The following is a 12,697-nucleotide window of genomic DNA, read 5'->3' as shown; positions in this document are numbered from 1 at the left end:
AATCGAAACGCCGCCGAAACGTCGAGCGTTCGTGCCTTGCCGCCCTCCAGGAGGTGTCGATTTCGTGCGGAGCGCGCCGAGGCGCCGTAAAAATGGCTGGCGATGCGGCGGACTGTGCGTTAATGGCTGGACGTGAGAGACGCCGGGGGTGAGCGGCCGTACTCATATACTGTGCGGACGCACTATTCCGGTGGGGGTGTAGTTGTCCCGACAGATGCGACGTCGTTGAAGCTCGACTGCCTGCCTCGGCGCTGGGGCATGCTTCTCAACGATTGAAGGCAACACTTCTTAACGATTGAAGGCAACGCTTCTTAACATTCGAAGTTCATTTGTCTCTTGATCGCCCGAGCGACATGTCCGAATAAGGCGAGCGCGGCAGGTGATTCGCGTGGGAGCGCGCTCCTTATGCATGGGCACGGCCAGAGGTTGGATCGCCGTCACCATGGAACGGGCAGCCGCGCATCGGGGGAATCGGTAGCTGGAGCGGGGTGAGGATCGAGCGAGCTCGGTACTGTAAAGCAGTCGTTTCGGTGTGCAGGTTCTACAGGGATACCGTCGCGTGCGCGCTTTGGGCGCCACGATGCCGCGGCTTGGCTTGCTGCTGTCATCGTGCGCGTTCCCGGATGGCGACATCCGTATGGACGGAGTCTCCGACGCGTAGATTCCTGCGGCGATCTCGCTCGCCGCGCGGGGCATCCAGCGGTGTCGAGCCGGAGGGAATGGCTTCAAGAGGGGCGGATGTTCATGGCGACCGAAAAGTGGCCCAAAGTCGAGTCGATCGGCATCAAGCAGATAGCTGGATTGCAGCGATACGTACACGACCTCTCGCGCGAGCGTTGGCTCCTGTGCGACCTGCTCGGCTTCGAGCAGATCGCGTCGAGCAGCCCTGCGCTCGAGGCTCGGACGGGGCAGCGCTCGGAAATTTTTCGCGCGGGGCCGTGCACGCTGATCTGCTCCGAGCCGCTCTCCAGGCAGAGCGTGGCAAGCCGCTTCTTGCAGCTCCACCCGGAGGGGGTCGGCGCCATCCTTCTGGATGTCCAGGATGTCGAGCGCGCTTTCTCGCTCGTTGAAGCGCGCGGCGGCACCCCCATCGGCGCCATCGAGCGCGACGCGTCGGTGAGGGGAGGGCTGGCGGCGTTCCCGATGGCGACGCCGCTCAACGACGTGCGGCTGTACCTGGTGGAGCGGCACGGCCATCCCGTGCCGCTCCCGGGCTTCATCCCGCACGAGGCGCGGCCGGCCACGACCAACCGGCGCGGGCTGCTGAGCTACGACCACATCACGTCGAATTTCCAGACCATGGGACCGGCGGCCATGTGGCTGGAGAGGGTCCTCGGGCTTCAGCCGTTCTGGAGCATCCAGTTCCACACCGGACAGGGCCGCTCGAGCGCCCACAAGGGCTCCGGCCTGCGCTCGGTCGTCCTGTGGGACGAGTCTTCGGGCGTCAAGTTTGCCCTCAACGAGCCGACGCCGCCCAACTTCGAGGGCTCGCAGATCTACCGGTTCTGCGAGGACCATCGCGGCAACGGCGTGCAGCATGCGGCGCTGGAGGTGGAGGACATCGTCCGCACGGTCGCGGAGCTGCGCGAGCGCGGCGTCCGCTTCATCGAGACGCCGCCGGCCTATTACGATCGCCTGCCGGAGCGCCTCGCCGAGATGGGCATGAGCTCGATCCTCGAGGACCTGGACACGCTCAGGCAGCTCGGGATCCTGATCGACGGCGAGGGGCCCGGCCGCTACTTGCTCCAGATCTTCATGGATCCCGTGCAGGGCGGCGAGGCCGGGACGGGCGCGAGCCCTTTCTTCTTCGAATTGATCCAGCGGAAGGGCGACCGACGCTTCGGCGAGGGCAACTTCCGCGCCCTGTTCGAAGGGATCGAGTCGAAGGAATCGAGAGAGCGCGGAGAGGTATGAGGAACGAATGGCTGCATGTGCAGCCGTTCTCTTCGCGCCGGTTCGTGCGTTCAGATTCGCTCGAAGCTGCTTGTCCCGACGGGGCAGCGCCGAGATATTTGTAGTGTCCACGCCGGAATACCGGCACCGGAGATCGAGATGCGCTGGCGTGCCTTCGTTCGCCTGGGGAGACCTCAGTATCTTTTCAAGAGCGCGCTCTTGTACGGCCTGGGCGCGATCGCCGCCCTCTTTGGCCATCACCAAATCGACATCGGCACCTACCTGTTCGGTCAAATCTTCGTGTCCTGCGTCCACCTCATGACGCACTACTGCAATGAGTTCTTCGATCTCGAAGCAGACCGAGCCAATCACGCTCGCGCGGGGGTGACCGGCGGTAGCCGCGTCCTGGCCGATGGGCTCCTCTCGCCGGACGTCAGCATCGGGGCCGCGTTCGTGCTCCTCTTCCTGGGCGCCGCGCTGCTCATCGGGATGCCGAGCGGGGCAGCGCAGTGGATGTGCTTCGCCATCATCGTGCTCGCATGGTTCTATACGGCGCCGCCCTTCAAGTTCAACCACCGCGGCCTGGGCGAGCTCTGCTCCATGATCGTCATCGATGTCCTCTGCCCCGCGCTCGCGTTCTATCTGCAAGCTGGCAGGCTGGAGTGGGTCCTCTTCATGGTGCTCCTGCCCAACTGCATCATTCAATACTCCTACATGCTGATGATGAACCTCTTCGACCATGAAGGGGACCGCGCGGCGGGGAAGAAGACCCTGGTGGTCGCGCTCGGGCCGGAGCTGTCGGCGCGCCTGTACGTGTTCAGCCACGTGCTCGCGTATGCCTCGATCGTCGTGCTCTGGTGGGTCGGGCTGCCGGGAACGGTGGTCTTGATGATGGGTCTCACGGCGCCGTACTCGGTGTGGATTTGCAGGCAGGTCCTGGAGGGAGCGCACCGCAGGACGCTGACCAAGGACCGCGTCGCCTGGTCGGCGGCGGCGTATACCATGGTGGTGGCCGTCGTCATGAGCCTCGGGCTGCTGATGCACCCTCGGGTCGAATGGGACCAGTTCCACCTGACAGCTGGTCAAATCTTGTGTGCCATGGTGCCCTCGGTCTGCGCCGCCTGGTTGCTGGCGAACACCTGGGCGAAGGTGCGTGTGTCTCGACTGAAGGAGAGAGAAGTTCGATGAGGCCGAATCTGGAGAACGCCATCGAGTCAGCGGTTTCGTTCCTGCGCGCGCGTCAGATGGAGAGCGGTGAGTTCGCGATCTACACGAGCATGAACAGTCGCTTCGATGACGAGCCTGCTCACAACTCCACGCCGTTCGTCACCACGTTCGCGATCCATGCGCTCCAGGAGGTGACGCGCCTCGACGTGAGCTCCATGCTCGACAAGGCGAGCAAGTTTCTCCTCAGCAAGATGGAGCCTCCGGGATTATGGCGTTACTGGCATCGCGTCCCCGTCCCGCCGGATGCAGATGATACTGCCTGTTGCTCGTACGCGCTCATCTCCGCCGGAGCCGCCCCTCCGGGGCTCGCAGAGAACCGGCCGGTGCTGTTCGCGAATCGGGACGAGCGCGGGCTGTTTCACACCTGGCTCGACCCCAAGCGTCCGATCGCGAACGACGTCGATTGCGTCGTCAACGCGAACGTCCTGCTCTACCTCGGCGACACACCCGAGACGAGGCCCGCGAGCGACTACTTGAATCAGCTCGTCGAATCGAACACGGAGGATAGTGCCTCGTGGTACTATATCCCTCGTCAGACGGCCTACTATGCGATATCGCGCCCGCTGCGGCGTGGCGTCTCGCGCCTTGAGCCGAGCGGACGGCTCATCGTGGAACGCACGCTGCGCCGGCAGGTGAGCGACGGCTCCTTCGGCTCCGATCTCGACACCGCGATGGCGATCTCGACCTTGCTCAACTGCGGGCACAGCTCCTGCCTGGACTCGGCGGTCGAGGCCCTCGTGCGCAGACAGCAGACCGACGGCTCATGGGGGCGTGACGCCTTCTACGGTGCGCCGCGGCTCCCTCCTCCGGGGCCTTTCGTGTTCTGGTTCGGATCGGCAGAGCTGACCACCGCCCTTTGCCTGGAGGCGCTCGCCCTCTTCTCGAAGGCCAAATAGCCATGGTGCATCCGCCTGTGACGCAGACTCGCGTGCTGATCGTCGGAGGAGGGCCCGTTGGCCTGACGCTCGCCCTCGCGCTCGGCCGGTACGGCGTTCCCTGTGTGCTGGTCGAAAAGAACAAGGAGGCAGTGTTTCTGCCGAAGATGGAGCGCTGCAACGCGCGGTCGATGGAGATCTTCGGACGCCTCGGCATCGCGGAGGCCATCCGGAGAGCCGGCTGGCCCCTCGACGCGTCGACGGACGTGTGGATCCTGACGACGCTCAACGATCCTCCGCTCGTGCATCTCAGGTATCCTTCGATCGCGCAGCAGCGGGAGCAGATCCGCGCCCACAACGACGGGCGATGGCCGCGTGAGCCCGCGCAGCGTATCTCGCAGTACACGCTCGAGCCGCTCATCCAGCGGCATGCGGAGGCCCTACCGAACGTGACGGTGCGCTTCGGCTGCGAGCTCCAGGGCTTCACGGAGGACGACGCGGGCGTCGTCGCTACCGTGCGCGACGCCTCAGGCGCTGAGACGATCCGCGCCGACTACCTGGTGGGGTGCGACGGGGCGCACAGCACGGTCCGAGCGCTCAGCGGCATCGAGCTCGAGGGAGACCGGAATCCGTGGCTGCGGCTGTTCCAGATATTCTTTCGTTGTGACGACATTCATCAGCAGCACCCCTTGGGGCTGGGGCGTCATTACCATTTCGCGCCCATGCGCGGGGGATTTCTGGTCACTCAGGACGACCTGAAGCATTGCTGCATCCACAAGGCGATCCCTGTAGACGAGGATTACACCAAGATCGATCCGCGCGAGGTCATCAACCAGGCCGTCGGGAAGCCGATCGACGCGCAGGTCCTCTACGCGAAGCCCTGGACCCCGCGGATGCTGCTGGCGCAGCGATACCAGAAGGGCCGGGTGCTCTTGGCCGGAGACGCCGCGCACCAGATGATCCAGGCGGGCGCGTTCGGGATGAACACCGGCCTCGGCGACTCCTACGACCTGGCCTGGAAGCTGGCCGCGACGCTCCATGGCTGGGGCGGGCCGTCGTTGCTCCGTTCGTACGAGGCAGAGCGGCAACCCATCGGCGTCCGCAACCTCCGCGCTGCCGGGATGGCCGCGTTCGAGTTCGCAGGCTGGTTCTCGGCCTGGGATCCGAGCATCTGCGCCGAGGGAGGTGAAGCGGCGGCGCGGCGCGCCGAGTTCGTCGCCCTCGCGGAGCGCCAGGCGAGAAAATTGTACGAGGTGGAGGGGATCGAGCTTGGCTACCGCTATCACGACTCGCCGATCTGCTGGCCGGAGCCCGGCGGGCCCGATTCAGACCGGCCGGACCGCTACGAGCCGACCACGTGGACCGGCGCGCGCTTGCCGCATGTCTGGCTGAGCGATGGCTCGGCGCTGCACGACCGGATCGGGTCGGGGTTCACGCTCCTCCAGGTAGGACCGAGCGATCAAGACACCCGCAGGTTCCAGCGCGCCGCGAGCGATCTCGGCGTCCCCTTCGAGGTCCTGCGCGTGCCCGATCCTCACGTCCGAGAGATCTATGGGCGTGATTTGTTCCTCGTTCGCCCGGACCTCCATGTGGCGTGGCGGGGGAACTCGATCCCGGACGACCCGTCGCGCATGATCGCCGTCGCGACGGGGCACGCTAGCATTTGACGGGTGCTCGTTCCTCCGATATCTAGAGCGGGTGTGAGGTCGAGAGCGTGCCTGGGCGTCTGAGCTCCAGAACACAGCATGATCCGTGATTGAGGAGGAGCGTATGAGCTCGAAGGCGGCGGTGGCGGGCGAGGGTCTGGGGGCGCCGGCATGGATGAAATGGGCCGGGTGGGGGATGTCAGGGTTGACCGTGGTCGCCCTGCTGCTCAGCGCCGGCATGAAGATCCTGCAGCACGCATCCATGCTGGATATGGCCCGCCGGTTCGGTTATCGGGAGGACGCGCTGCGGGTCATCGGCGGCGTCGAGCTGCTGGCAGCGGTGCTGTACGCCATCCCGCGCACCGCGCCGCTCGGCGCCATCCTGGTGACGGCTCACCTCGGGGGGGCGGTCGCGAATCATGTCCGCGTGGGCGAGCCGTTCGTCAGCGCCGTCGTGATCGGCATCCTGGCGTGGGGCGGCCTCGTCCTGCGCGACGCGCGGGTGCGCGACCTCCTGCCGCTCTCCAAGCCGTGATCGACAGAGAGGCTGGGGGGAAGAGGAGAGAGACGTGTTCAGGCGCTCGTACGCGCCGCATTCCTGCTCGATCGCGGCCCACATCGCGCTACGCGGAGCAGGGCTGCCCTTCGCGCTCGGGCAGGTCGACCTCATGCAGACGAGATAACCCAGCGGGTCAAGGACCTCGCCGACATCAGCCCCAGGGGCCAGGTGCGGGTGTCGCAGCTCCTGCTTTCTGTCTCCTCTGTGCCTCCGTGGTTCCTTCTCCCATGAAACCCGAGACGAGCCCGGGCGACGCGGCCGTCGGGCTCGCCTTGACGCACGGACAGCCCTAGCTTTGCCTCGTCCGGCTCCGCCCCGCCCCCCGGCGGCTCGCGGCGTCCCCGAAAGTGTTGTCATGGGCGGAATCTAGGGAACGAACGCGCGTGCGCGAGCTCCTGAAGAGCTTGCTCGACGCGGCCTGTGGAGCGCGCCGCGCAACTGCCCACGTCACTTATGTTCCGCCTCGCTTATGATACCTATGAGTCGAGGGGGAAGAGGGGGCTCCGGGTATGCCACGATGGCGCGAGCGCGTGACACGGCGCGCGGGGGCCGGCGGCCGCCGCGCGCTCACGCCGATCGTGCGGCTGCGCTGGCACACCGGGGCGAGCGGGCTTGATCGCTCCAGCGCCGACCCCGATCCCCAGGGGCCGGCGAGCCGCCGGGCGCCGGCGTTTCACGGAGCGTCTTCGCCATGCTGATGAGCGCTGCCCACCGGTACACGGTCACCGAGACGCTGCACGCAGGCCAGCGGACCAGCCTGCTCCGCGCGGTCCGGAGCGCCGATGGCCGCCGGGTGATCTTGAAGGTCCTCGACCCGAGGCGCAGCCGCCCCCAGGACGTCGAGCGCCTGAGGCACGAGTACGCGATGGGCAAGATGCTGAGCCACGAGGCCGTCGTGGCGCCGCTCGCCCTCGAGACGTACGAGGGGCTCCCGACGCTCGTCGTCGAGGACTTCGGCGGCGAGTCGCTCGACCGCTGCGCCTCTGGCCCCATGAAGGTCGAGCGGTTCCTCGACCTCGCGATCCGCATCGTGGCCAGCGTGGCGGAGCTCCACGAGCGGGAGGTCATCCACAAGGATCTCAAGCCCGAGAACATCCTCGTCAACGCGGCCACCGGTCAGGTGAAGCTCGCCGATCTCGGCCTCGCGACCTGCCTGTCCCGCCAGCAGCAGCCCGCGGGGCCTCCCCGGCTCATCGAGGGCTCGCTGCCGTACATGGCGCCGGAGCAGACGGGCCGGATGAGCCGCGCGATCGACGGCCGCGCCGACCTCTACGCGCTCGGCGTCACCTTCTACGAGATGCTCACCGGTCGCCTGCCCTTCGAGGCGCGCGATCCCTCCGAGTGGGTGCACTGCCACGTCGCCCGCGCGCCGCCGCCGCCCACCGCGTTCGCCCCGGAGCTGCCCGAGGTGCTCTCGGCGCTGGTCCTGAAGCTCCTGGCCAAGACGGCGGAGGATCGGTACCAGACCGCCCGCGGCCTCAAGCACGACCTCGCGCGGTGCCTCTCGCAGCTCCGGGCCACCGGCAGGATCGCGCCGTTCCCCCTGGCCGAGCGCGACGTCGCCGGCCGCCTCCAGGTCCCTCACCGGCTGTACGGCCGCGAGGACGACGTCGGCGTGCTGCTGCGCGCGTTCGAGCGCGTGAGGAACACCGGGTCTCCCGAGCTCGTCCTCATCTCCGGCTACTCCGGCATCGGCAAGTCGGCGCTGGTCCACGAGCTCTACCGGCCGACCGTCCGGGAGCGCGCCCTCTTCCTCTCGGGCAAGTTCGATGAGCACAGGCGCGATATCCCGTATTCGACGCTCGTCCAGGCGTTCCGGGAGATCGTGCTCCAGATCCTCGCCGAGAGCGAGGACCGGATCGCGGCGTGGCGGCAGCGCCTGCGCGGCGCGCTCGGGATCCACGGGCAGCTCATCGTGGACGCCATCCCCCACGTCGAGCTGATCATCGGCCAGCAGCCGCCGGTCCCCGAGCTCCCGCCGGCCGAGGCGCAGAGCCGGTTCCGCGCCGTGTTCCGGCACTTCATCGGGGTGTTCGCCCGGAAGGAGCACCCGCTCGCGCTCTTCCTCGACGATCTCCAGTGGAGCGACGCGGCGAGCCTCGGGCTCCTCCGTGACCTGATGACGCACCCCGAAACGCGCCACCTCCTCGTCATCGGCGCGTACCGCGACAACGAGGTGACCCCAGCGCACCCGCTCATGACGGCGCTCGAGCAGGTGCGGAAGGCGGGCGCGCGCATCTCGACCCTCGTGCTCGGCGCGCTCTCCCGGGAGCACCTCGCCGCGCTCGTCGGCGACGCGCTGCGCTGCCGCCGCGAGGACGTCGCGCCGCTCTCCGACCTCGTCCACGAGAAGACGGCCGGCAACCCGTTCTTCGCGATCCAGTTCCTCACCGCGCTCCACGAAGCGCGGCTGATCGCGTTCGACGAGCGCGCCGAGGCCTTCCGGTGGGACGTGGCGAGGATCCGCGAACAGGGCTTCACCGACAACGTGATCGACCTGATGGTCGGAAAGCTCGCGCGGCTCCCCCCGAGCGTCCAGACGGCGGTGAAGCAGCTCGCCTGCCTGGGGAACACCGCGGAGATCGGCCTCCTCTCGACGATCCGCGGCCGGACGGAGCAGGACGCGGACGCCGATCTCTGCGATGCCGTCTGCGCGGGCCTGGTCCTGCACCTCGACGGCGCGTACAAGTTCCTCCACGATCGGGTCCAGGAGGCGGCCTATTCGCTCATCCCCGAAGGCGAGCGGGCGGCGGCGCACCTCGAGATCGGCCGGCTGCTCGCGGCGCGCACGGCGCCGGAGGCGCTCGAGGAGAAGATCTTCGAGATCGTCCACCAGCTCAACCGCGGCGCGCGGCTGATCACGTCGCCGGAGGAGCGAGAGCGGGTCGCCAGGCTCAACCTCGTGGCCGGCGAGCGCGCGAAGGCGTCGGCGGCCTTCGCCTCGGCGCTCGAGTACCTCGCCGCCGGCGCCGCCTTCCTGGAGGAGAATCGCTGGGAGCGGCAATACGAGCTCGCCTTCGCGCTGGAGCTCCACCGGGCCGAGTGCGAGTACCTGACCGGCGCGCTCGACGCGGCCGAGGAGCGGCTCTCGGCGCTCTCGCGCCGCGCCGAGGGCCTCGTCGACGCGGCGGCGGTCGCCTGCGTGCGCGTGGATCTCTACACGACGCAGGATCGAACCGAGCTCGCCGTCGAGATCTGCCTCGATTACCTGCGGCGCGTCGGCGTCGACTGGTCGCCGCACCCGACGGACGAGGAGGTGCAGCGCGAGTACGAGCGCCTGGGGCGGCAGCTCGGGAGCCGCCCCATCGAGGCGCTCATCGACCTGCCCCCGATGACCGATCCGGTCGTCCGCGCGGTCGTCGATATCCTGGGCTGGGTCCAGGCGCCGGCCCTGTTCACCGACCGGAACCTGCACAGCCTCGTCGTGGGCCGCCTGGTGAACCTGAGCCTCGAGCACGGCAATTGCGACGGATCGTGCTTCGGCTACGTCCAGGTCGGCATGGTCCTCGGCGCGTGCTTCGGCGATTACCGCGCGGGGTACCGCTTCGGCAGGCTCGGCATCGACCTCGTGGACAAGCACGGGCTGGATCGCCTGAAGGCCCGCGTCTACCTGGATTTCGGGCACCTCGTGAACCCGTGGACGAGGCACGTGCGCACCAGCGTCGAGCTCTTGCGGCGAGCGTCCGAGATGGCCCACGAGACCGGCGATCTCACCTTCGCGGCCTACACCTGCAATTGCTCGATCATGGTCCTGCTCGCCAAGGGCGATCCGCTGGGCGACGTGCAGCGCGAGGCGGAGGGCGCGCTCGAGTTCGTGCGGGAGGCGAGGTTCGGCCTCGTCATCGATATCATCACCGCGCAGCTGCAGCTCATCCGGCAGCTCCGCGGGCTCCTGCCCAGCTTCTCCTCCTTCGACGACGGGACGTTCAGCGAGGCCGAGTTCGAGCGGCACCTGGAGAGCGATCCGCGCCTCGCGATCGCCGCCTGCTGGTACTGGATCTGCAAGCAGGAGGCGCAGTTCCACGCCGGCAACTACGCTGCTTCGCTCGCGGCGGCCGCGAGGGCGGAGCGGCTGCTCTGGACGAAGCAGTCGTTCATCGACGTCGCCGACTACCACGTTTACAGCGCGCTCGCGCTGGCGGCGGTCGAGGCTTTGCCCGCGTCCGGCGCCGAGCGGCGAAGGCACCTCGCGGCGCTCGCCGCGCACCGCGAGCAGCTCGAGGTCTGGGCGGCGCATTGCCCCGAGAACTTCGGCAGCCGCGCCGCGCTGGTCGGCGCCGAGCTCGCGCGCGTCGAGGGCAGGCACCTCGACGCCGAGGCGCTCTACGAGCAGGCGATCCGCTCCGCGCGCGAGAGCGGCTTCGTCCACACCGAGGCGCTCGCCTACGAGCTCGCGTCGCGGTTCCTCCGCGCGCGGGGGTACGACCTGTTCGCCGCGACGTACCTCCGCCAGGCCCGCGCCTGCTACGTGCGGTGGGGCGCGGACGGCAAGGTCAGGCAGCTCGATCGGGCGAGCCCCGATCTCTGGGACGCGCGGGCGCCCGCCCCGGCCGCCACCATCGCGGCGCGGCCCGAGGAGATCGACCTGCTCTCGGTCATCAAGGCGTCGCAGGCCATCTCGAGCGAGATCGTCATCGACGAGCTCCTGTGCACGCTGCTCACGGCCGTCCTCGAGCAGGGCGGCGCGCAGCGGGCCTGCCTCGTCCTGGTCCAGGACGATCACCTCTCCATCGAGGCCGAGGCCACCCTCGGGGAGAGCGGGGCGGCGACGGTCGTCCTCCCGCGCTCGACGGAGGCGGTCTCCCGCCGTGTCCCCGCGTCGCTCGTCCGCTACGTCTGCCGGACGAAGGAGCGCGTCATCCTCGGCCACGCCGCCGCGGACGCGGGCAAGTTCTCCGGGGACGACTACTTCGCGCTGCAGCGGCCGCGATCGGTCCTGTGCATGCCGATCCCGAGGCAGGCCGAGGTCGCGGGCCTGCTCTATCTCGAGAACAACCTCCTCGTCGGCGCCTTCACGCCGGAGCGGCTCACCGGCCTCTCGCTGCTCGCGACGCAGGCGGCGATCTCCCTGGAGAACGCGCGGCTCCTCGCCAGCGAGCACGCCGCGCGGACGGCGGCCGAGGCGGCCGAGCGGCGCGCGGCCTTCGTGGCCGAGGCCGGGGAGATCCTCTCCGGGTCGCTCGACTACGCGGAGACGCTGTCGCGCGTCGCGCGGCTGTCGGTGCGATCGCTCTGCGACTGGTGCGTCATCGACGTCGTGGAGGGCGGGGAGACCCGGCGGAGCTGCTGGGCCCACCGCGACCCCGCGAAGGAGCGGCTGCTCGAGGAGCTCGCGCGCCGGTTTCCTCCGGGCCGGGCTGCGCACCGGCCGGCGGCCAGGGTCCTGCGAAACGGCGGGCCGCTCCTCATCACCGAGTTCCCCGACGAGATCCTCCGGAGCTACTGCCCGGACGAGGGGCACGCGAGGCTCATCCGCGCGCTCGGGACCCACAGCTTCATCTCCGTTCCGCTGGTGGCGCGGGGACAGCCGATCGGGGTGCTGAGCGTCGTCTCGTCCTCGCCGGAGCGCACCTACGGCGAGGCGGATCTGGACCTGGTGCAGGAAGTGGCGCACCGGGCCGCGATCGCGATCGACAACGCGCGGCTCTACCAGGCCGCCCAGGAGGCCGTCCGGGTGCGGGACGAGTTCCTCACCGTGGCGACGCACGAGCTCAACACGCCGATGACGTCGCTCACGCTCACGCTCGAGGCCGTCCGCCGGGCCCTCGCTCCGGGCCGGCGCTGGGATCCGCAGTCGATGGGCCATCAGGTGGATCGCGCGCTGCGGCAGGCGACGCGCCTGACCCGCCTGCACAACGAGCTCCTCGACGTCTCGCGGAGCCAGGTGGATCGGCTCTCGCTCGAGGTCGTGGAGGTCGACCTCGGGGCGGTGGTCCGCGACGTGATTGCGCGGCTCAAGCTGGATCTGGCGCGCGCCGGGTGCTCGGTCTCGGTGCACGGCTCCGGCCGGATCGTGGGCCGCTGGGATCGCGCGCGCGTCGACCAGATGGTCACGAGCCTCCTCGCCAACGCGATGAAGTTCGGCGCGGGCAAGCCCGTGGAGATCGTCGTCAGCGAGGAGGCCGGGACGGCGCGGCTCTCGGTGAAGGATCAGGGGATCGGCATCGACCCGGCGCGGCAGGAGCAGATCTTCGAGCGCTTCGGGCGCGCCGTGTCCGACCGGCACTACGGCGGGCTGGGGCTCGGCCTCTACATGAGCCGGAGGATCGCGGACGCGCACGGCGGCTCGATCCGCGTCCGGAGCGCGCCCGGCGCGGGCGCCACGTTCCTCGTCGAGCTCCCGTGCGCGGGGCCGCCGCGCGCCGGCGAGCCGAGCTCGCCGCCGCCGGGCTGAGCGGCCGGGCGTGCACATGAGCCAGGGATCCCTGCTCGTCGGCGCCTGCGAGGTGCACCGCGGAAGTGCCGGGCATCAGCCGTGGTATCTATCGGTCGAGGGG

Annotated in this window: 6 protein-coding genes; all 6 read left to right on the top strand. The window is 68.9% G+C overall.

Annotation, left to right across the window (positions count from 1 at the left end; all coding sequences use genetic code 11):
* The first annotated feature begins 744 nt into the window (after positions 1-744).
* Positions 745-1,914 (top strand): 4-hydroxyphenylpyruvate dioxygenase family protein, encoded by a 1,170-nt coding sequence (locus WME83_RS25355; RefSeq protein ID WP_437321862.1) that lies wholly within the window; start codon positions 745-747, stop codon positions 1,912-1,914.
* A gap of 198 nt (positions 1,915-2,112) precedes the next feature.
* Positions 2,113-3,081, top strand: a complete 969-nt coding sequence (locus WME83_RS25350) for a prenyltransferase (RefSeq protein ID WP_437321861.1) — start codon at positions 2,113-2,115, stop codon at positions 3,079-3,081.
* Positions 3,078-4,016 (top strand): hypothetical protein, encoded by a 939-nt coding sequence (locus WME83_RS25345; RefSeq protein ID WP_437321860.1) that lies wholly within the window; start codon positions 3,078-3,080, stop codon positions 4,014-4,016. The genes WME83_RS25350 and WME83_RS25345 overlap by 4 nt, the downstream gene beginning before the upstream one ends.
* Positions 3,977-5,662: an FAD-dependent monooxygenase gene (locus WME83_RS25340; protein ID WP_437321859.1), complete on the top strand. Its 1,686-nt coding sequence runs from the start codon at positions 3,977-3,979 to the stop codon at positions 5,660-5,662. The genes WME83_RS25345 and WME83_RS25340 overlap by 40 nt, the downstream gene beginning before the upstream one ends.
* A gap of 103 nt (positions 5,663-5,765) precedes the next feature.
* Complete coding sequence (locus tag WME83_RS25335; protein ID WP_437321858.1) at positions 5,766-6,176, top strand: DoxX family protein; 411 nt, start codon at positions 5,766-5,768, stop codon at positions 6,174-6,176.
* A 715-nt stretch (positions 6,177-6,891) separates the two neighbouring features.
* Positions 6,892-12,594 carry a sensor histidine kinase gene (locus WME83_RS25330; RefSeq protein ID WP_437321857.1) on the top strand — a complete coding sequence of 1,901 codons (5,703 nt, stop codon included), beginning with the start codon at positions 6,892-6,894 and terminating at the stop codon, positions 12,592-12,594.
* Positions 12,595-12,697: the final 103 nt, after the last annotated feature.

Source organism: Sorangium sp. So ce385, assembly GCF_051474135.1.
Lineage (GTDB): Bacteria > Myxococcota_A > Polyangia > Polyangiales > Polyangiaceae > Sorangium > Sorangium cellulosum_D.
The sequence above is the reverse complement of the archived record's forward strand: the minus strand, read 5'-3'. Positions and strand labels throughout refer to the sequence as shown.

Bases quoted from the DNA above. Each gene is read 5' to 3' on its own strand.
- WME83_RS25335 (WP_437321858.1), top strand. From the start codon at position 5,766: ATGAGCTCGAAGGCGGCGGTGGCGGGCGAGGGTCTGGGGGCGCCGGCA.
- WME83_RS25330 (WP_437321857.1), top strand. From the start codon at position 6,892: ATGCTGATGAGCGCTGCCCACCGGTACACGGTCACCGAGACGCTGCAC.
- WME83_RS25345 (WP_437321860.1), top strand. From the start codon at position 3,078: ATGAGGCCGAATCTGGAGAACGCCATCGAGTCAGCGGTTTCGTTCCTG.
- WME83_RS25355 (WP_437321862.1), top strand. From the start codon at position 745: ATGGCGACCGAAAAGTGGCCCAAAGTCGAGTCGATCGGCATCAAGCAG.